Consider the following 19,777-nt stretch of genomic DNA (forward strand, 5'->3'; position numbering starts at 1 on the left):
CGTGCTCTCCTCCAGGATCCGCCCGGCGGGTGCGCCCACGCCAGCACGGTCTTGTGATGTGGCCCGCAGGCCGACTACCGTCCACAATGTGGAATCGACGTCTCGAAGCGTGCCCGGGGCCCAGGCGATCGCGAGGGCGGCCGGGCTCCTGCGCCTGGTCACCGCGTCCGGGGCGGAGGGCGCGACGCTGCAGGAGCTCGCTCGCGCCTCGGGGCTGTCGCGCTCCACGGCGCATCGGCTGCTCACCGCCCTCCGCGTGGAGGGCCTGGTCGACCGTGACACGGACAGCGCGCGCTGGATGCCGGGGCCGGAGCTGTTCCTGATGGGATCCGTGGCGGCGGCGCGCTACGACGTGACCGGCCTCGCGCGCGACATCGTGCGCTCGCTCGCCGTCACGACCGAGGAGAGCGCGTTCTTCTCGGTGCGCCGCGCCGACGAGACCGTCTGCCTGCTGCGCGAGGAGGGCTCGTTCCCGATCCGATCCTTCGTCCTGAGCGAGGGGGTGCGCTTCCCCCTCGGTGTCGCGAGCGCCGGCCTGGCGATCCTGTCCTTTTTGCCGGACCACGATGTGGATGCCTATCTCGAACGGCACCCCGACCTGGAGACCCACTGGGGTCGCGCCCACGGGCGGGCTCCCCTGCGTGCGCGACTGGCGGAGACCAAGGAGCGCGGGTACGCCGTGAACCCCGGTCTCATCGTGGAGGGCAGCTGGGGCCTGGGCGCCGCCGTGTTCGATCGCGCGGGGCGCCCGGAATGGGCGCTGAGCCTGACCGGTGTGGCCTTCCGGTTCGGACCGGATCGCCAGGCCGAGCTGGGCCGCATCCTGCTGGCGCACGCCCATCAGCTCTCGGCGCGGATCGCGAACGCCCGCCGCTGACGCGTATACATACCAAGCGATATATACTGGCTGGTATGAATCGCGTGGATGTCATCCCGTCGCTCGTGCTCTCCGGGTACGCGCTCGGCCGGATCGCCGCTCAGGACGCGGGGAACGACGCCCCGGCGGCACAGTGGCGCGTCCTCAGCCTGCTCACCCAGACGGGGCCCCGTCGCGTGGGCGAGCTGGCCGCGGCGGCGCGCACGACCCAGCCCGGCATGACGCGGCTGATCGGCACCCTCGAACGCGAGGGGCTCGTGCACCGCTCCCCCGATCCCGACGACTCCCGGGCGATCACGGTCGCCATCACGGAGGCCGGGACGGCAGCCGTGGACGAGTGGAGGGCGGAGTTCCGCTCCACCATCGCCCCGCGATTCGCAGACCTCGACGACGACGACTGGGCAGCGCTCACCCGCGCGGCCCGGATCCTCGCCGAGCGCACCACCGCCGACAGAGCAGGAGACCACCAGTGACCCAGACCACCGCCGCATCGACCCCGTCCGTCTGGAGGCAGCCCGCGCAGGTGTGGGCGGTCGCGTTCGCCTGCGTCGTCGCGTTCATGGGCATCGGGCTGGTCGACCCCATCCTGCCCGCCATCGCCGAGTCGCTCGAGGCGTCACCGGTCGAGACCGAGCTGCTGTTCACCAGCTACCTCCTCGTCACCGGCCTCGCGATGCTCGTCACCAGCTGGGTCTCCAGCCGTATCGGCGCCAAAGCGACGCTCCTCGTCGGTCTCGCGCTGATCGTGGTGTTCGCTCTCCTCTGCGCCCTGAGCGGCAGCGTCGACGCGGTGATCGGGTTCCGGGCGGGCTGGGGCCTCGGCAACGCGCTGTTCATCTCCACGGCTCTCGCGACCATCGTCGGGGCAGCCTCGGGCGGCAGCGGCGCGGCGATCGTGCTGTACGAGGCAGCCCTGGGTCTGGGCATCGCCGTGGGTCCGCTGCTCGGCGGCATCCTCGGCGAGCAGAGCTGGCGCGGCCCCTTCTTCGGTGTCGTCGTGCTCATGGCGATCGCGTTCATCGCGGTGTCCCTGCTGCTGCGCGGCCCGAGCGAGAAGCGCACGCCCGTTCCGTTCTCCGCGCCGTTCACAGCACTCCGTCGTCCCGCGCTCGCGATCCTCGCCGTCGCCGCGCTGTTCTACAACATCGGCTTCTTCGTGCTGCTGGCGTTCTCGCCGTTCCCCCTGGGCTTCGGCGCGATGGGCATCGGCTTCGCCTTCTTCGGCTGGGGTGTCGCGCTCGCGGTGACCAGCGTGTGGGTCGCACCCGTGCTGATGCGGCGCATGCCCCGCACCCGGATCATCCTGGTCGTGCTGCCCCTGCTGGCGATCGACCTCGTGGTCGCCGGACTCGTCGTCGACAGCGCCGCCGCGCTCGTGGCGTGCATCATCGTGGGCGGCCTGCTGCTCGGCATCATGAACACGGTGCTGACCGAGGCCGTGATGGAGGCCACCGATCTGCCCCGCTCGGTCGCATCGTCCGCCTACTCGGCCGTCCGCTTCCTCGGTGGCGCGATGGCTCCGCCGATCGCGGCACTCCTGTGGCACCTGTTCAGCGCGACCGTTCCGTACCTGTTCGCGGCGGTCGCGGTGCTCCTCGCCGCGCTCACCGTGTTCCTCGGCCGTCGTGCCCTCGCGCACATCGACGACGAGCCCGCTGACCCCGCGGCGGAGGACGCCCAAGCCATCGTCGTCGGCGACGCGGCCTGAGCCCCTCCACTACCGTGGTGCCATGACCGACGCGCCCTCGCTTCCCGAACGCAGCCGCCTGGTGCATCAGCACCTCGTCGAGGCGGGTGTCGATGCGGAGATCCGGGTCCTCCCCGACTCCGCTCGAACCGCGACGGAGGCCGCGGCCGCCATCGGCTGCGAGGTCGCCGCGATCGCCAACAGCCTGGTGTTCCTCGCCGACGGTGACCCGGTGCTCGTGATGACGAGCGGCGGACACCGGGTCGACCTCGGCGTCCTGGCGCGCAGTGTCGGCGCGACGGACGTCTCGATGGCGCCGGCGTCCGTCGTGCGGGAGGCGACAGGTCAGGCGATCGGCGGCGTGGCACCGGTCGGGCACCCGGCACCGCTGCCGACCTACCTCGACCGCGCACTCACGGCGTTCCCGGAGATCTGGGCTGCCGCAGGGCACCCGCACACGGTGATGCCCCTCACCTTCGCCGAACTGGAGCAGCTCACGCACGGCACCGTGATCGACGTCGCCGGAGCCTGATCCGGGCTCCGTGCATCCAGGGCCGTGCACCCGCGCACCCCGTGCAGCATGATGGGACGATCGAGTCCGGTGCGCGGGGCATCGGCGGACACGGATCTGCGAGGGTGAGACATGTGCGGACGATTCGCGAACGATGCGACCACCGACGAGCTGATCCGCGAGTTCGTCGCCGAGGGCGGCCGTCCCGAGGACTGGTGGAAGTCGTGGCACGGCGCCTACTCGATCGCCCCCACCGAGAACGCACCGATCGTCCGCGACCGCGGTGAGGGCCGCATCCTCGAGCTCGTCCGCTGGGACTGGCAGAGCCCGCCCAACCGCCCCCAGCGCGCGCCGCTCATCAACGCCAGGATGGAGAAGCTGGCGGCCGGGTTCTGGGCACCCGCGTTCTCCGCGGCCCGGTGCATCGTCCCGATGCGCGGCTACTTCGAGTGGACCGGCGAGAAGGGGCGGAAGACCCCGCACTTCCTGCACGCCGACGGCCTGCTCGCCGCCGCGGGACTGACGTGGTCCATGGAGCACGAGGGAGAGCGGGTGCGATGCTTCGTCGTGGTCACCAGGGAGGCCAGGGACGCGAGCGGAGAGGTCCACGACCGCATGCCGGCCTTCCTGACGCCGGACACGTGGGACACCTGGCTCAGCCCGGACAAGCTGACCGGGCAGGCGAAGCTCGACGCGCTGGCGATGCTGGACCATAGCTCGGCGGATGTCGCCGCCACGATCCGCGGACGCATCGTGGACCGCAAGGTCAGCAACACCCGCACGCTCGACCCGTCCGACCCCACCCTCCTCGATCCCGTCGCCTGAGACGCCCCTGTCGCCGGCCGGGGTATCCGGTTCCTCGAATGTGTGAGACCGTAGAGGAACACCACACCAGTGATCATCTTGGTTGCGCCTCTTGGCACAGGTTTCTGTGGCGGAACAGGAAGCAGGTCATGGGTCGTTTCGTGTACGAGAACAGCGTGAAGGTCGAGATCGAGGATCGGGCGCTCACACACGTCCAGCTCGTCATGACCGCGAAGCTCCGCCGCGGGGAGCCGTTCGGCTTCACCTGGCGGGAAGACGCCAGCATCGGCGGCGGACGCACCACGGTATGGGTGCACGCGGGCAGCTCGCTCGTCTTCAAGTACAACGGCAGCCGCCAGCCGGCCGTCAACCGGGCCTGGGTCGACGCACTCGCGTTCACGGCCAACGCCCCCACCGGGCTGTACCTGGTGTCCGAGCCCGCAGAGCAGGCACCGACGGATCGCGAAGCGGTCCTCGCCCCGGCGTGACCGCCCGTAACACGATGCGCAGGCTGGTTCAACCCCTCTTGCCGCCTCGGTGAGCCCTGCCTACCGTGGACCGCATGGGGAACACCGAGACGACCACGACGCACATCGAGATCGATGGGCACGACTTCGCGCTCCCGTCCAGCACCGACGTGGCTGACCTCATGACGCGCATCGAGGCTGCGGCACGTTCCGAGCCGACCTTCGTCGATCTCGCCACCGGCGACAGTCTGACGAGTGTGCTGATCACGGCGCACTCTCGCGTGGCGGTCTACCTGCGGCGGAGCACCACGGATGCGCCTCCTCCCGTCGATCTGCGATCCGCCCTCGACTGGGACCTCTGACGCGTCGCGCGCCTCCTAAGCTGGGAGGATGCTCATCGCCCTCATCCGCCCCCTCGGCACCGCAACCGCCGACGTCGTCGGCACGTCCCTCGAGGATGTGCGCACACAGCTGGCCGCCCACGCGCAGCCTGGGTTCGACCTGGCATCCGCACCGGTGCGGATGCTGAAGGGCGAGGCGAAGATGGAGGCCACGGGAACGTTCCGCCGGGTCGACGGCGTCGAGCAAATCGAGGCGGAGGACATGGCGTCGCTCGAGGCCAAGGTTCCGGAGGGCTGGCAGATGCTGTCCGTCCGGCGCGCCTGACCGCACGCCGTCGACCGGACGAGCACCGTACGAGAGAAGCCCTCGACCGTGGAGCACGGATCGAGGGCTTCTGCGTGGTGCACCCCCAGGGACTTGAACCCTGAACCCACTGATTAAGAGTCAGTTGCTCTGCCGATTGAGCTAGAGGTGCGTGGCCCGGGATAACCCCGACCGAGGAATTACATTACCAGCCGATCAGCCGCCGACGAAATCGTGTGCCGCCCGGGCGCGCCAAGCACACGCGTACGCCTCGGGACGCGGCCATGGTGGCCGATGGTCACTCAGGGCGGCGCGGTCACCGCCACTATCCTGGGAGCGTGACTCAGCCCCCTGCCGCGACCGACCTGCGCGCCGACCTTGCCCTCGCCCTCCGGCTCGCCGACGCGGCGGACGCCCAATCTCTGCCGCGCTTCGACGCCGCGGATCTGGAGATCTCCACCAAGGCCGACCGGTCGCATGTCACCGACGCCGACCTGGCGACCGAGCGTGCGGTGCGCAGCATCCTCGAGAGCGAACGGCCCGATGACGGCATCTTCGGCGAGGAGTTCGGCGCACAGGGGGCCACGGACCGACAGTGGATCATCGACCCGATCGACGGGACGGCGAATTTCCTGCGCGGCGTGCCGCTGTGGGGCACCATGATCGCTCTGGCGGTCGACGGGGTGCCCCAGGTCGGGGTGGTGAGCATGCCCGCGCTGGGACGACGCTGGTGGGCGGCCGCCGGCGACGGCGCGTGGACCGCCGTGGACGGCGAGGAACGACGACTGACGGTCTCCGCCGTGTCCTCCCTGGATGACGCGAGCGTGAGCTTCCAGAGCATCGCTCAGTGGCGGGACGCCGGGCACCTCGACGCCCTCCTGCGACTGTCGGACCGGGTCTGGCGGGACCGCGCCTACGGCGACGTGTACGCCTACATGCTGCTGGCCGAGGGCCGCCTCGACATGGTGGCCGAGTTCGATGTGAAGGAGTATGACATCGCGGCCGCCGTGGCGATCGTGCGCGAAGCCGGCGGCCGGATGACGTCCTTCGAAGGCAGCGAGACGATCTCCGCCCGCTCGACACTCGCCACCAACGGAGTCCTTCACCAGGACCTCCTCGCGCTCCTGCACGACGACTGACCGCCACCGCGATCCCGAGGACCCCCATGACGGCCCGCAGCCTTCCCGCCGCCACCGGCGCGCTGCTGGTGCTGCTGCTGGCGGGCTGCAGCGGGGCTCCGCACGCCGAGCCCACCCGCTCTCCTCCTGCCACGGCCGACACCACGGTCGAGACGTCCTCCCCCGCCCCCGTTCCGGCGCCCGAACCCACGGGCGAGGAGCTCACGTGCGAGTCGATGATCTCCGACGGCACGGTCGCCGCGCTGACGTCGGCCGGCTGGAGTGCGCAGGGCAAGGAGTTCCGGGCCGGAGGCGTGGAGTTCACCGAGGGACTGCTCTGCTTCTGGGCCGACTTCTCGGTGCCCTCGGACCACGGTCAGCTGTACGGATGGGCCCGCGTCAGCGCCGCGGACGCGGCGGAGGCGCAGGCCGGGCTGCTCGCCGAGGGGTGGCAGCGCGAGGAGTCGGAAGAGGGCGTGTACGTCACGGAGGACCCGGAGTTCTCGATGGGAACCGATGAGGACGGCTACGGCATGACCTACCTCTTCGGCGACGGCTGGGTGAAGTTCGCCGACACCCGCCAGAGCCTGCTGCTCGTCGACTGGGCGGACTGAGGGCACCGCGGCCGCTCAGGGGCGACCGCGCCCCATCGAGCTGTCGCGGATGCGCCCGAACCGGTGCGTCGTCGGCGGCGTCCACAGCAGGGTCACGAGCACGCCCGCGACCAGCCCCGTGATCCCGGCACCCCAGTCCCAGCGATCCCCCGCGAGCAGCACCGCGACGCTGACCGCGATGGCGAGCGTCAGCACGATCGTGAGCAACAGGCGCGACAACCCGCTGCCCCGCCGCACGCCCGCCGCGATCGCGAGCACCAGGAGCCCGAACAGGGCGATCGATGCGCCGAGGAGCGAGAACGCCGTCCGTCCCACCGTCCCCTCGTAGCGCGAGAGGAACACCAGCACACCGAACGCCGTGGCGAGCAGGCCGAAGACATAGGCGAGGGCTGCGACCCCATTCGTGAGGACCCGCGCCACGGTGCTGCCGCGGGCAGCCTGAGCGGCGCGCTCGGTTTCGCCGGTGCGGTCGCCGCTCGGGCGAACACGATCGACGACGACGCGGCGATGGACGAACCGGATGATCTCGATCGCGGCGATCATCACCGCGACGATCCCGGTGAGGGCCAGCGCGAGCTCCTCCCCCGGATCGACCAGGGCGAAGAAGCTGCGCGCCGGCGGCAGGCTGAAGATGCCGACGAGCAGCACGAACATGGCGCCCACCACGAGGACCTTGAAGCGATTGAGGGGCCGCGCCAGCACCGCCAACACCCAGATGCCGACGATCGCGAGGATCACGGTCGCGCCGGTACGCAGCTGCTCCTCGGAGACGCCGAGACCGCGCGCGACAGCGTCGTACCAGGTGAGGCCGCCCGCCACGACGACGCCGGCCGGGATCGCGAAGCTGAGGGATCGCCACAGGAAGCCGGGGAGGTAGCGCGAGGCGTTCGGCATGAGCGCCAGGAAGAACGCGGGGATCCCGATGGTGAGGCCGTCGGTGATCGACAGCTGGCGCGGGAGGAACGGGAAGGCCAGGATCAGCGCACCGAACACGACGGCGAGGGTCGTCGCATACGCCGTCTTGGTGAGGAACAGCATCGAGACGCGTTCGATGTTCGCGATGACCTGCCGCCCCTCGGCCACGACGTCGGGCAGGTGGGAGAACTGCCCGTCGAGCAGGACGAGGCGCGCGACGGCCTTCGTCGCCGGCGAGCCGGAGTTCATGGCGATCCCGATGTCGGCCGTCTTGATCGCCAGGGCGTCGTTGACCCCGTCTCCGGTCATGGCGACGGTGTGTCCGTGGCTCTGCAGCGCGGTCACCATGCGCTTCTTCTGCTCCGGCGTCACCCGCCCGAACACCTGCTGGCTGTCGAGGAGCCGGGCGAGCTCGGCATCGTCGTCGGGGAGCTCCCGCGCGTCGAACCCCTCCTCCACGTCGAGTCCGACCTCGCGCGCGATCGCCGCCACGGTCCGCGGGTTGTCTCCGGAGATGATGCGGATGGCCACCTCCTGGCGGCGGAAGTACTCCAGCGTCTGCGCGGCGTCAGGACGCACCTGTTCGCGGAAGGTGAGGACGCGGACGGGGGCCAGTCCGGCGGGCAGGCGCTCCTCGGCGATCTCAGACTCGGACAGCGGCTGTTCCGCCCGCGCGAGGACCAGCGTGCGGCGCCCGCTCTCCGCGAGCCTCGTGACCGTGCGGCCGAGCTCGGTGCTGCTCGAGGTGGCCTCGTCGCCGAAGATCATCTCCGGTGCCCCCATCACCCAGGTGCCGTCGACCTCCTCGAACACCGTGGCGCTCCATTTGCGCGCCGAGGAGAACGGGATGTCTCCGCGGACGTGCAGCGGTGCGCGCACCGGGTGGTCGGCGCGCAGGGAACGGGCCGTCGAGTTCGCGTCCGGAGCTGCCGCATACCAGGCCAGCACGGCGGCCACCTCGTCTGCACGGGACGGAGACGCGCCGCCGATCGTGTGCTCGGCGTCGAAGACGATGTCGCCCACCGTGAGCGTGCCGGTCTTGTCGAGGCACACGACGTCGACACGCGCGAGCCCCTCGACCGCCGGCAGCTCGTTCACCAGCACCTGTCGACGCGCGAGCCGCGACGCTCCGACCGCGAACGCGATGCTGGTCATCAAGACGAGGCCGAGCGGAATCATCGCGGTCAACGCGGCGATCGTGTTGACGACCGCCTGCTGCCACGAGCCTGAGCTGAACGCCGTCGCATAGCCGCCGGTCACGATGATCTGCGCGTTCAGCACGAGGAGCCCGACGGGACCGATGATCCAGCCCACCCAGGTGAGGACGCGATCGATCGACGACCGGAGCTCGCTCGCCACCAGCGAGAACCGCCGCGCCTCACCCGCGAACCGGTTCGCGTACGAGTCCGCCCCGACGCGGGTGGTGACGGCGAGCCCTTCGCCGGCGACGACGACCGCCCCCGATAGCGCCTCATCGCCCGGGTGCTTCTCGACTGGGTCCGACTCGCCGGTGAGCATCGACTCGTCGATCTGCAGCCCGCGGGACTGCGTGACCGTGGCGTCGGCCGGGACCTGTTCGCCGGCACGCAGCACGAGCACGTCGTCGAGCACCACATCACCGGGGACCACCTCCGTCTCGGCTCCGTCCCGTCGGACGAGCGCACGCGGGGCGTTCATCAGGGCGAGGCGATCGAGAGCCGCTTTCGCTCGGAACTCCTGCACGCAGCCGATGATCGCGTTGGAGAACGCGGCGAGACCGAAAAGGGCATCCTGCCACCGCCCGATCGCGAACAGCACGAAGAAGCACGCGAACACGATCCCGTTGAAGATGGTGAACACGTTCGCGCGGACGATGCTCCAGGCGCTCCGGCTCGTATCGGCCGTGAACGCGTTCGTTCGGCCCGTCGAGACGCGTTCCGCCACCTGGGCGCGCGTGAGTCCGTCGGCGGGCGTGGGCGGGGTCATCGTCACGGCCTCAATATAGGCCGCGCCGGCGTCTCCTGCGGCATGCCCTCCTCCGCGTCTGCTCCCTGGGCCGCGCGTGGTCGCATTGTCAACCGTCTGGCCCCCGATCCTCCGGGAGGAGAGGCTGGAGGAAGTCAGCCAGAAAGGAACGCGCATGAGCAGCGACAGCCACCGCAACGACATCAGCACCGAATCCTCCCCCGGGCCCGACGAGAACGACAACCTCGGCGCCGAGGACAACAAGGGCGAACCGCCCACGGTGCCACCCACCGGCGACGACGACGTGGAGGCTCACGACGGCACCGACGCCGACTAGCTGGTCTCGGAACGACGAAGCCCCCGTGTTCATGAGGAACACGGGGGCTTCGTCTGTGACAGCGACCTGGTGGAGCTGGGGGGAATCGAACCCCCGTCCAACGCTGAGTCTCCACGCCTTCTCCGGGCGCAGTCTGTGGAAGCGTTCTGCTCGGCTCCGACCTTTGTCACAGACACCTAAGTCGACGAGCCCAGCCTGGGAAGAGTCCCACGTGACGTCCAGACGCCGTCACGCAGCAAGATTCCTAGATGACGCCAGGATCCGTATCGGAATCACATACGGTCTGACGGACTATCGGGCTCGCTTAGGCAGCGAGGGCGAAGTCGTTGCGCTTGGATTCGGCAACTATTGTTTTGCAGAGAGCGTTTACGAGATAACTCTGCATCCTCGGCCCGCTTCTCGTGGATTCACAGGCGCTGTCGAAACCGATCAGCCCCGTGGTCCTTCTCTCGAAGGAGCCGCTGTCACACTGTGGAATTACCAGGCCGGGCGACATGCACCCGAGCATCACAGGTTACAACGTTCGGAGGCCCTTCGCCATTCCGCCCCTGCCCCGACCGGCTCGCGTAGAGTCGGCGCATGAGCGAGGTCATCGTCACCGTCCGTGGTGAGCACGAAGTGCGGGTCCACCCCGAGCGTGCCACCGTCCGTGTCTCCGTCCGTGCCGAGGGGCCGGAACGCGGCCCCGTGGTCGACGAAGCCCTGCGTCTCTCCGAGCCCGTGCGCGAAGACCTCGCCGAGCGCACGAAGACCGGGTCAGCGCTCGACTGGAGCAGCGCGAACCTCAGCGTCCGGGCGGAGCGCCCGTGGAGCAGCGATGGCTCGCGCCTCGCGCCCGTCTACATGGCCGGCGTCGACTTCACCGCGACGTTCGCGGAGGACGGCGAGCTCTCCCTGTGGGTCACCGAGGTCTCAGCGCGGGAGGGAGTCGAGGTCGGTTGGGTGGACTGGCACCTCACCCCCGAGACCCGCACCCGTGTCGAACGCGAGGTCGCGGCCCGCGCCGTGGAGGCCGCCGTGCTGCGCGCCGAGGCGTACGCGGGTGCCGTCGGCCTCCATCAGGTCTCGCCCGTCGAACTGGCCGACGTCGGGCTGATCGCCCCCGGCCACCCCGGCCCCGGTACGCCCCTGATGAAGGCTCGCGGAGCGGTCGCGTTCGCCGCCGACGCCGCACCCTCCATGCAGTACGAGCCGGAGGAGATCGTCATCTCGGCAACCGTCGAGGCGCGTTTCCTCGCCCGCTGAGCGCGGAGCTCACCCCTCCGCGACGAACGGCGCCAGCTCGGCCGCCAGGCGTTCGGACACCCGCGCGTGCACGGCGCTTCCCTGCTCCTGATGCTCGACGGAGAGCAGCATGCCCGTCTCGTGGATCGCGGCGACGAGGTCGCCCCGGTCGTAAGGGACCACCGCACGAATCTCGACCGCGGGCTGGGGCAGCGCCGCCTCGATCGCGGACCGCAGCTCGTCGATGCCCTCCCCCGAGCGCGACGACACGAAGTGCGCGTGCGGCTCCAGGCCGCGCAGCACGAGACGCTCATCCTCGGGGATCAGGTCGGCCTTGTTGAAGACCACGATCTCCGGCAGGTCGCGCACCCCGACGTCGCCCATCACGTCGCGAACCGTCTGCAGCTGGCCGGCCGGGTCGGGGTGCGACCCGTCGACGACGTGCAGCACGACATCGGCGTCGCCCACCTCTTCCAGCGTGGAACGGAAAGCCTCGACCAGCTGGTGCGGCAGGTTCCGCACGAAACCCACCGTGTCGGTGAGGGTGTAGACACGGCCGTCCTCGGTCGCCGATCGGCGCACGGTCGCGTCGAGGGTGGCGAAGAGGGCGTTCTCGACGAGCACGCCGGCGCTCGTCAGGGCGTTCAGAAGGCTGGACTTGCCGGCGTTGGTATAGCCCGCGATCGCGACGGAGGGAATCGTGTTGCGCTTGCGCTCGGCCCGCTTGGCCTCGCGAGCCGGCGCGAAGTCGCGGATCTGCTTGCGCAGCAGCGCCATCTTCGTGCGGATGCGACGACGATCCAGCTCGATCTTCGTCTCACCCGGGCCGCGCGATCCCATCCCCGCGCCGCCTGCGCCGACCTGCCCACCGGCCTGGCGGCTCATGGACTCACCCCATCCGCGCAGCCGCGGAAGGAGGTACTCGAGCTGCGCGAGCTCGACCTGGGCCTTGCCCTCGCGGCTCTTCGCGTGCTGGCTGAAGATGTCGAGGATCACGGTCGTGCGGTCGATCACCTTGACCTTGACGACGTCTTCGAGGGCGCGACGCTGGCTGGGCGCCAGTTCGGTATCCGCGATGACGGTGTCCGCCCCGACCGCGGCCACGATGTCCTTCAGCTCCTGCGCCTTGCCTCGTCCGAGGTAGGTCGCGGCGTCAGGGTGGGGCCTCCGCTGCAGCACGCCGTCCAGGACCACGGCACCCGCCGTCTCGGCCAGCGCGGCCAGCTCGCGCAGCGAGTTCTCCGCGTCTTCCTGCGCCCCCTGCGGGTACACGCCCACCAGCACGACGTTCTCGAGCCGTAGCTGTCGGTACTCGACCTCGGTGACGTCTTCCAGTTCGGTCGAGAGTCCGGCCACGCGACGCAGCGCATGCCGATCTTCGAGGTCCCACTGCTGACCGTCGGTCTGCGAGTGCGCGGCCGTGGCCTCGTCCTGCAGGGCCTGGGCGGCGCCGAAGACGCGGACCTCCGATCGCTTCTCCGCGTTCGAAAGCACTCGGTCGACCGTCTGGTCGTCGGTGGAGGGGATCTTCGTCTCCGTCATCCGTTCCTGTCTCTGGTTTCCTCGCGAGCCTTAACCTTAGCCCGCACCGTCCGGTACGCTCACCGTATGGGGTCCGACCACTACTTCACTGCGGCCCCGGCAAGCCCCGAGAACCTGCGCACGATCCGTGTATCCCTGGCAGGGCGCGAGCTGGAGATGACCACCGCCGGTGGGGTCTTCAGCCCGGATCGGCTCGATGCCGGAACCGCGGTCCTTCTCGCCAACACTCCGCCCGTTCCACCCGGCGGCCATCTTCTCGACCTCGGCAGCGGCTGGGGACCCATCGCCCTGTCGATGGCTCTGGCTTCACCGCACGCCACCGTCTGGGCGGTGGACGTGAATGAACGTGCGCTCGACCTCGTGCGTCGCAATGCTTCCGCGCTCGGCCTCACCAATGTCAACGCCGCGCTGCCCGGAGATGTTCCCGACGACGTGACCTTCCGCACCATCCGCTCCAACCCGCCGATCCGCGTGGGGAAGAACGAGCTCCACGGGCTTCTCGAACGGTGGATCCCCCGGCTCGACGAGCGCAGCGATGCCTGGCTCGTGGTGCAGCGCAATCTGGGTGCCGACTCCCTGCAGCGGTGGATCGCCAGCACGTTCCACCCCGGCTTCAGCGTCTTCCGCACCGCGACCGGCAAGGGCTACCGCATCCTGAAGGTGCGCAAGCACGGCACGCCACCGACGGAGCCGATCGCGCTGGTCTGATCCGCGCCTCAGAGCAGGTCGATCTCACCCTGGAAGACCAGCTGCGCAGGCCCGGAGAGCGCGACGTGCTCGCCGTCCTCCGCCGGAAACATCCGCACGGCCAGTGTGCCACCGGGAACCTCGACCTGCCAGTTGTTCGGCGCCTGCGCACCCGCCCAGTACCGCACGGCGAGGGCCGTCGCCGCGACACCGGTTCCGCAGCTGAGCGTCTCGCCGACGCCGCGCTCGGAGACCCGCATGCGCACATGGCCGATGCCGTCGCGGACCAGGGGTTCACCCGGGACGACGAACTCGACGTTGGCGCCCGCAGGAAGGGCGGGTTCGAGCTCGGGTGCACGCGTCAGCTCGAGCAGCGCGAGTTCGGCCTCGGATGCCAGCGCGACAACGACGTGCGGGTTGCCCAGATCGATGCCGAGGCCGGGGCGGGTCACGGTGAGCCCATCCGCACGGACGAGTGGGTCGTCGCCCGACAGGCGCCACGCCCCGAGGTCGACCTGGTAGCCGTTCGCGCTGCGGGTCACGTCGCGCACTCCGGCCCTGGTACCGATCGGCAGCGTCGCGCCCTGCTCGATACTCGCGAGACCGGAACGCACCAGATAGTGCACGAACACGCGGATCCCGTTGCCGCACATCTCCGCGACCGAGCCGTCGGCGTTGCGATAGTCCATGAACCACTCCGCGGCGGGCTCTTCCGCCAGCGCCGCAGCGCCCTCCGGAAGGGACGCAGAGCGGACGACCCGCAGGACCCCGTCTGCGCCGATGCCGAAGTGGCGGTCGCAGAGCACAGCCACCTGCTCCTGTGACAGAGGCAGCTGCCCATCGGGGTCGGCGATGATGATGAAGTCGTTGCCGGTGCCGTGCCCCTTGGTGAATGCGACCATGCTCCCAGTCTAGGGACGGTTCGTTCCCCCCTCGTCGCGGACGACGCGATAGCGCCCGCACAGGAAGCTGCGGTTGCGCGCGACCTCGAGCAACTCCAGATCGAGTCGACGAGGAAGAAGCGGTGCACCTGACCCGAGGGTGACCGGGGCGTATTGCACCCAGACCTCGTCGAGAAGCCCGGCGTCGGCGAACTGCCCGGCGACGTCTCCCCCGCCGACGATCCAGACATCGCGGCCCTCCGCCGCCGCCACCGCGCGGGCATGCACCTCGCTCACGGAGTCGCTGGTGAGTTCGACGGCCGCCCCCGTGGGCAGCTCGAGGTCGCGGTGCGTGAGCACCCACGTCGGCTGGGTGTACCCCCACCGTCCCTCCTCGTGCCGCATCACCCATTCGTAGGTGGACGCCCCCATCACGAGGGCGCCGACATTCTTCTCGAACGACGGATACGCCATCGGCCCCTCCAGATCGATGTCCTGGCTCAGCAGCCAGTCGAGTGAATGGTCGAGCGTGGCGATGAACCCATCGAGACTGGAGGCGGTGTAGAAGTGAGTGGCCATGCGCGCAGTCTTGCATCGGGCACCGACACTCGTCAGTCGGCGAGAAGCTGCTCCGCGGAGGTCGGCACGTCGTGCCACTCGAGCTGCGGGTAACGCTTGAACCACGACACCTGACGGCGGGCGTACCGGCGGGTGAGGGCCTGCGTCTCCGCGATCGCCTCCGCCTCCGTGAGCCGGCCGTCCAACTGTCCCAGCGCCTGGGCGTAGCCGATCGCGCGGGAAGCCGTGGTGCCGCTCTCCAGGCCACGCCCACGGAGACTCTCGGCCTCCGCCACCAGCCCCTGCGCCCACATGCGGTCGACCCGGTCGTTCAGCCGGCGCACGAGCGGCTCGCGGTCCAGGCGCAGGCCGATGATCCGCGTCTGCGGCATCCACAGCGTCGGCGCATCGGGAAGCGCTGCCCCGTGCGTAGCACTCCCCTGTTCCACCACTTCGAGCGCACGGATGACCCGTCGGCTGTTCCTGGGGTCCACGCGCTCCGCCGTGGTCGGATCGAGGAGCCGCAGTCGCTCGAGCAACGGCGTGATCCCCTCGGCCTCGAACTCGAGCTCCAGCCGCCTCCGCACCGCCGGGTCTCGCGGCGGGAAGTCGAAGTCGAAGATCACGCTGGAGACGTACAGACCCGAGCCGCCGACCAGGATGGCGTCTCCGCCGCGCTCCTGGATGTCGCGCACCGCGGCACGCGCCAGCGGCTGATACCAAGCGGCAGCAGCATCCTGCGTGACCTCTCGCACGTCGAGGAGATGATGGGGAATGCCACGACGGTCGGCGGTCGGCAACTTCGCCGTGCCGATGTCCATGCCGCGATACACCTGCATCGCGTCGGCGTTGATGATCTCGGCCGGGTTACCCTGACGCCGCAGCGCTTCGGCCAGGTCCAGGGCGAGGTCGCTCTTGCCCGTGCCCGTGGCACCGACGATCGCCCAGAGTCGCGGCGCGGTCACACGCCGACGCGCAGCGTCGGAAGCCCGAGCGACACGGCGCTCGACCCGCTCGCACTCGGTGACGGCACCGCGCACGACTCCGCCTGCGAGCGGTCCCAGGCATCTCCGCCCCGTGTCCGGCGGATGCGCAGAGGCGCGCCGGTGGGGTCATCGGCCAGCAGGTGGAACGGCGCGGCGTGCGTGACCGTCACCGTGACGACGTCACCCGGGCGCGGAAGCTCCGACCCCGGCGGGACCTCGAAGTGCACGAGACGGTTGTCCTCGCCTCGGCCCGTCAGGCGGTGGGTCTCGGCGTCCTTCTTGCCCTCCCCGGTCGACACGAGCACCTCGATCTCGCGGCCGACCTGCTTCTGGTTCTCTTCCAGCGAGATGCGCTCCTGCAGTGCGATCAAGCGATCGTAGCGGGCCTGCACCACGGCCTTCGGAACCTGATCCGCCATCGTCGCCGCCGGTGTGCCCTCCCGGATCGAGTACTGGAACGTGAAGGCTCCGGAGAAGCGTGCCTGCTCGACCACCCGCATCGTGTCTTCGAAGTCCTCCTCGGTCTCACCCGGGAACCCGACGATGATGTCGGTCGTGATGGCCGCGTGCGGGATGCGTGCCCGCACCCGATCGAGGATGCCCAGGAAACGCTCGCTGCGGTACGAACGCCGCATGGCTTTGAGGATGCGGTCGCTGCCCGACTGGAGCGGCATGTGCAGCTGCGGCATCACGCTCGGTGTCTCGGCCATCGCGTCGATCACGTCGTCGGTGAAGGCGGCCGGATGCGGACTCGTGAATCGGATCCGCTCCAGGCCCTCGATCTGCCCGGCCGCGCGCAGCAGCTTGCCGAAGGCCTGGCGGTCTCCGAACTCCACACCATACGAGTTGACGTTCTGGCCGAGCAGGGTGACCTCGATCGCGCCGTCCTCGACCAGCAGCCGGATCTCGTTGAGGATGTCGCCCGGGCGGCGGTCCTTCTCCTTGCCACGAAGGCTCGGAACGATGCAGAACGTGCAGGTGTTGTTGCAGCCGACCGAGATCGACACCCAACCGCTGTGGGCGGAGTCGCGCTTGGTGGGAAGCGTGGACGGGAACACCTCGAGCGACTCGAGGATCTCCAGCTCCGCGTCTCCGTTGTGGCGGGCGCGCTCGAGGAGGCCGGGCAGGGAGCCCATGTTGTGCGTTCCGAAGACGACATCGACCCACGGCGCCTTGTCGAGCACCGCCTGCTTGTCCATCTGTGCGAGACAGCCACCGACGGCGATCTGCATGCCCGCCTTCCGACGCTTCACCGCGGCGAGGTGTCCGAGAGTGCCGTACAACTTGCCCGCCGCATTGTCGCGCACGGCGCAGGTGTTGATGATGACGACGTCGGCTTCACTGCCCGCGGGCGCAGGGACGTAGCCCGCGCTCTCGAGCGAACCGGACAGCCGCTCGGAGTCGTGCACGTTCATCTGGCACCCGAAGGTACGCACCTCATACGATCGCTGTCGCCCGTCGTCGTCGACGGCCGCCGATGAGGCGCTGATGATCGTCGGTTCACTGCGGGGGATAGTCATGATCTGTCCATTGTACGAGCCCCGTCACCGCGCTCAGGGCGGCGCCCTCAGTCGGAATCCACGAAGCGCACGCCGGACCCGGAACCACCGGACGACGCCTCGCGCAGCGCCGTCTTGGCGGCGGTCATCGCGACCGATCCGGCATAACCGCGCCGCGCCAGCTGACCCGTGAGGCGACGAAGCGCCGTATCGGCGTCGAGCCGGCTGAGAGACCGCGCCTTGGTGCGAGCGAACTCCAGCGCCCGCTCCGCATCGTCGTCAGGGAGTTCCTCCAGCGCCGCATGGATCACCTCTCGCGGTATGCCGCGCTGGGCGAGCGCTCGGGACAGCGCGACACGCCCCTGCCCCTTGCGTTCGGCGCCCGAGGTCACGAGCATCTCGGCGAGCACCGCGTCGTCGAGGTAACCGCGACGGCAGAAATCCTCGATCAGGTCGTCGACGTCGTTCGCCTCCACCCCGTGGCCTCTCAAGACCAGACGCGCTTCGGAGACGGACAACGAGCGGGTGCGAAGCTTGCGGAGCAGAGATTCTTCGGCCGCGACACGGACCTCCTCCGTGGTGGGACCGTCCTCGTCTCCCCGCTCGGCATCCGCCCTGCCGAGCGTCCCCTCGTCGATCGCGCGCAGCCGAGGGACCGGGGTGCCCGCTGTCGATCGCCCGCGTCGACCGCGTGCGGGATGCCGTTCGCTCGGCGTGCCCGCGTCGGGTTCTTGCGGGAAGTCGGACGGCGCCTGATGCCAGGTCGAGCGCCACGACGCGGCGCCGTCAGTCGATGCCGGCGCGTCCACCCCCGAATGATCGGGCGGGGTAGGCCGTCGTGAGGGCTGCCGAGACGGCGCCCCTCCGAAGAGCGGGATGATGGGGGCGATCCGTTCCGGATCGCCCCCACGCTGCTCGTTCATCAGGCCGGGCGACGCTCAGCGAGCTCGTCCGCAGACGCGGGCGCGGGCTGCGCACCGATGCCGAGCTTCTGCTTGATCTGCGTCTCGATGGCGAGGGCGATGTCGGGGTTGTTGAGAAGGAACGTGCGCGCGTTCTCCTTGCCCTGCCCCAGCTGGTCGCCGTCGTAGGTGTACCACGAGCCAGACTTCTTGACGATCCCGTGCTCCACGCCGAAATCGATCAGGCTGCCCTCGCGAGAGATCCCCACGCCGTAGAGGATGTCAAACTCCGCCTGCTTGAACGGCGGGGCCATCTTGTTCTTGACGATCTTGACCCGCGTACGGTTGCCGACGGCGTCGGTTCCGTCTTTGAGGGTCTCGATCCGTCGGATGTCCATGCGCACGGAGGCGTAGAACTTGAGCGCCTTTCCACCGGCGGTGGTCTCGGGCGATCCGAAGAAGACGCCGATCTTCTCGCGCAGCTGGTTGATGAAGATCATCGTGGTGTTGGTCTGGTTGAGCCCACCCGTCAGCTTGCGCAGCGCCTGCGACATGAGCCGGGCCTGCAGACCCACGTGGGAGTCGCCCATCTCACCCTCGATCTCGGCTCGCGGCACGAGGGCCGCGACCGAGTCGACGACGATGAGATCGATGGCACCGGACCGCACGAGCATGTCGGCGATCTCCAGCGCCTGCTCACCGGTGTCCGGCTGCGACACCAGCAGGGAATCGATGTCGACGCCCAGCTTCGCGGCGTAGTCGGGGTCGAGCGCGTGCTCCGCGTCGATGAACGCCGCGATACCGCCCGCGCGCTGCGCATTGGCGATGGCGTGCAGGGTGAGTGTGGTCTTACCCGAGGACTCCGGGCCGTAGATCTCCACGATGCGGCCACGCGGCAGGCCTCCGACCCCGAGGGCGACGTCGAGGGCGATGGAGCCGGTGGGGATGACTGCCACGGGGGCGCGCTCATCGCTGCCCAGCCGCATGACCGAGCCCTTTCCGAACTGACGGTCGATCTGCGCGAGGGCGGTCTCGAGGGACTTCTCGCGGTCGGCGGGTGATGGCATGGTGTGCTCCTTCTGCGCGTGTGATGCCGCCTGTAGGCTGTCGCGGCTCTTCCGGCTGGAAGGAACTCTCCGACAAGGCGTGTGGCTTCTTCAGCCTGGTCCTCACGCTAGGACGAGCCACCGACATTGCATCGGCCCACCCGAGGTCTGTGATGATCCAGGCATCGAAACCACTTGTGCAGAAGACTACGCCCGGTTCGAACAGATTTTCGACAACAGCGCAACGCGGCGTGTCGGAGTTCCGCACAGCCCGGAGAACGAGAGCAGCAACTCAGCGGCTCCGCGGCTCCAGCCGTCCGACGCCGTGCCGCCGAGACAGCGGAACATCCATCTCCTCGCACAGGGCGAGCCAGATCTCCCGGGGCGGCACGCCGTCCGCCAGCGCTTCACTCGCGGTACGGCCGTTGACCGCCGTCAGACTGAGGTCGTTCACCAGTGACGGCCCTCGCGCCTGGAACTCCGCGTCGACGGCGCGAAGGAATTCGCTACGTCGCATCGTCACCCGGCCGAGT

22 protein-coding genes, 1 tRNA gene and 1 other RNA gene are annotated in these 19,777 nt (G+C 69.6%); 13 read left to right on the forward strand and 11 right to left on the reverse strand.

Features of this window, described 5'->3' with window-relative positions; all coding sequences use genetic code 11:
- Positions 1-88: 88 nt before the first annotated feature.
- From DW297_RS17930 to DW297_RS17965, 8 genes are all read left to right on the forward strand, one after another.
- Positions 89-877: an IclR family transcriptional regulator gene (locus DW297_RS17930; protein WP_136034969.1), complete on the forward strand. Its 789-nt coding sequence runs from the start codon at positions 89-91 to the stop codon at positions 875-877.
- A gap of 35 nt (positions 878-912) precedes the next feature.
- The gene (locus DW297_RS17935; protein WP_136034971.1) at positions 913-1,350 is read left to right on the forward strand and encodes a MarR family winged helix-turn-helix transcriptional regulator; all 438 of its coding nucleotides are present in this window, start codon (positions 913-915) and stop codon (positions 1,348-1,350) included.
- Complete coding sequence (locus tag DW297_RS17940; RefSeq protein ID WP_136034973.1) at positions 1,347-2,585, forward strand: MFS transporter; 1,239 nt, start codon at positions 1,347-1,349, stop codon at positions 2,583-2,585. The genes DW297_RS17935 and DW297_RS17940 overlap by 4 nt, the downstream gene beginning before the upstream one ends.
- A 22-nt stretch (positions 2,586-2,607) precedes the next feature.
- Positions 2,608-3,096 carry a YbaK/EbsC family protein gene (locus tag DW297_RS17945; protein ID WP_136034976.1) on the forward strand — a complete coding sequence of 163 codons (489 nt, stop codon included), beginning with the start codon at positions 2,608-2,610 and terminating at the stop codon, positions 3,094-3,096.
- Between the two features lie 111 nt (positions 3,097-3,207).
- Positions 3,208-3,900 (forward strand): SOS response-associated peptidase, encoded by a 693-nt coding sequence (locus tag DW297_RS17950; protein ID WP_136034978.1) that lies wholly within the window; start codon positions 3,208-3,210, stop codon positions 3,898-3,900.
- Positions 3,901-4,028: 128 nt separating this feature from the next.
- Complete coding sequence (locus tag DW297_RS17955; protein ID WP_136034980.1) at positions 4,029-4,367, forward strand: DUF7882 family protein; 339 nt, start codon at positions 4,029-4,031, stop codon at positions 4,365-4,367.
- 74 nt (positions 4,368-4,441) lie between these two features.
- Positions 4,442-4,708, forward strand: a complete 267-nt coding sequence (locus DW297_RS17960) for a hypothetical protein (RefSeq protein ID WP_136034982.1) — start codon at positions 4,442-4,444, stop codon at positions 4,706-4,708.
- 28 nt (positions 4,709-4,736) lie between these two features.
- Complete coding sequence (locus DW297_RS17965; protein ID WP_136034984.1) at positions 4,737-5,012, forward strand: hypothetical protein; 276 nt, start codon at positions 4,737-4,739, stop codon at positions 5,010-5,012.
- A gap of 75 nt (positions 5,013-5,087) precedes the next feature.
- On the opposite strand, the gene DW297_RS17970 is transcribed toward DW297_RS17965, so the two are convergent.
- A tRNA-Lys gene (locus DW297_RS17970) sits at positions 5,088-5,163 on the reverse strand.
- A gap of 166 nt (positions 5,164-5,329) precedes the next feature.
- Here DW297_RS17970 and DW297_RS17975 point away from each other — a divergent pair.
- Positions 5,330-6,130 (forward strand): inositol monophosphatase family protein, encoded by an 801-nt coding sequence (locus tag DW297_RS17975; RefSeq protein WP_240744682.1) that lies wholly within the window; start codon positions 5,330-5,332, stop codon positions 6,128-6,130.
- 26 nt (positions 6,131-6,156) lie between these two features.
- Positions 6,157-6,723, forward strand: a complete 567-nt coding sequence (locus tag DW297_RS17980; RefSeq protein WP_136034988.1) for a hypothetical protein — start codon at positions 6,157-6,159, stop codon at positions 6,721-6,723.
- Between the two features lie 15 nt (positions 6,724-6,738).
- Here the strand turns inward: DW297_RS17980 and DW297_RS17985 are convergent, their stop codons facing one another.
- Positions 6,739-9,603, reverse strand: coding sequence for an HAD-IC family P-type ATPase (locus DW297_RS17985; protein ID WP_136035115.1), 2,865 nt, complete (start codon positions 9,601-9,603; stop codon positions 6,739-6,741).
- A gap of 154 nt (positions 9,604-9,757) precedes the next feature.
- On the opposite strand from DW297_RS17985, the gene DW297_RS19045 reads away from it, so the two are divergent.
- On the forward strand, positions 9,758-9,919 hold the full coding sequence (locus tag DW297_RS19045; RefSeq protein WP_168387320.1) for a hypothetical protein: 162 nt from the start codon (positions 9,758-9,760) through the stop codon (positions 9,917-9,919).
- A gap of 67 nt (positions 9,920-9,986) precedes the next feature.
- Here the strand turns inward: DW297_RS19045 and ssrA are convergent.
- Positions 9,987-10,356, reverse strand: a transfer-messenger RNA (tmRNA) gene (ssrA, locus tag DW297_RS17990).
- Positions 10,357-10,498: 142 nt separating this feature from the next.
- Between ssrA and DW297_RS17995 the strand changes: the two genes are divergently transcribed.
- Positions 10,499-11,164 carry an SIMPL domain-containing protein gene (locus DW297_RS17995; RefSeq protein ID WP_136034990.1) on the forward strand — a complete coding sequence of 222 codons (666 nt, stop codon included), beginning with the start codon at positions 10,499-10,501 and terminating at the stop codon, positions 11,162-11,164.
- Between the two features lie 9 nt (positions 11,165-11,173).
- On the opposite strand, the gene hflX is transcribed toward DW297_RS17995, so the two are convergent.
- Positions 11,174-12,685 carry a GTPase HflX gene (gene hflX, locus DW297_RS18000; protein ID WP_136034992.1) on the reverse strand — a complete coding sequence of 504 codons (1,512 nt, stop codon included), beginning with the start codon at positions 12,683-12,685 and terminating at the stop codon, positions 11,174-11,176.
- Between the two features lie 66 nt (positions 12,686-12,751).
- Here hflX and DW297_RS18005 point away from each other — a divergent pair, with 66 nt between their 5' ends.
- The gene (locus tag DW297_RS18005) at positions 12,752-13,393 is read left to right on the forward strand and encodes a class I SAM-dependent methyltransferase (RefSeq protein ID WP_136034994.1); all 642 of its coding nucleotides are present in this window, start codon (positions 12,752-12,754) and stop codon (positions 13,391-13,393) included.
- An 8-nt stretch (positions 13,394-13,401) separates the two neighbouring features.
- On the opposite strand, the gene dapF is transcribed toward DW297_RS18005, so the two are convergent.
- The 7 genes from dapF to DW297_RS18040 form a co-directional block, all read right to left on the reverse strand.
- Complete coding sequence (gene dapF, locus DW297_RS18010; protein ID WP_136034996.1) at positions 13,402-14,274, reverse strand: diaminopimelate epimerase; 873 nt, start codon at positions 14,272-14,274, stop codon at positions 13,402-13,404.
- Positions 14,275-14,283: 9 nt separating this feature from the next.
- Positions 14,284-14,832, reverse strand: coding sequence for a dihydrofolate reductase family protein (locus DW297_RS18015; protein WP_136034998.1), 549 nt, complete (start codon positions 14,830-14,832; stop codon positions 14,284-14,286).
- A gap of 32 nt (positions 14,833-14,864) precedes the next feature.
- Positions 14,865-15,776, reverse strand: coding sequence for a tRNA (adenosine(37)-N6)-dimethylallyltransferase MiaA (miaA, locus tag DW297_RS18020; RefSeq protein WP_136035000.1), 912 nt, complete (start codon positions 15,774-15,776; stop codon positions 14,865-14,867).
- Positions 15,773-17,317 carry a tRNA (N6-isopentenyl adenosine(37)-C2)-methylthiotransferase MiaB gene (miaB, locus tag DW297_RS18025; RefSeq protein WP_136035003.1) on the reverse strand — a complete coding sequence of 515 codons (1,545 nt, stop codon included), beginning with the start codon at positions 17,315-17,317 and terminating at the stop codon, positions 15,773-15,775. The genes miaA and miaB overlap by 4 nt, the downstream gene beginning before the upstream one ends.
- A 47-nt stretch (positions 17,318-17,364) precedes the next feature.
- A complete protein-coding gene (locus DW297_RS18030; protein WP_240744683.1) occupies positions 17,365-18,105 on the reverse strand; it encodes a regulatory protein RecX in 741 nt (246 codons plus the stop codon).
- A 113-nt stretch (positions 18,106-18,218) separates the two neighbouring features.
- Entirely contained in the window at positions 18,219-19,265 is a 1,047-nt protein-coding gene (recA, locus tag DW297_RS18035; RefSeq protein WP_136035007.1) for a recombinase RecA, read from the reverse strand.
- Positions 19,266-19,536: 271 nt separating this feature from the next.
- Positions 19,537-19,761 (reverse strand): DUF3046 domain-containing protein, encoded by a 225-nt coding sequence (locus DW297_RS18040; RefSeq protein WP_136035009.1) that lies wholly within the window; start codon positions 19,759-19,761, stop codon positions 19,537-19,539.
- Positions 19,762-19,777: the final 16 nt, after the last annotated feature.

Source organism: Microbacterium sp. PF5 (assembly GCF_004794315.1).
Lineage (GTDB): Bacteria > Actinomycetota > Actinomycetes > Actinomycetales > Microbacteriaceae > Microbacterium > Microbacterium sufflavum.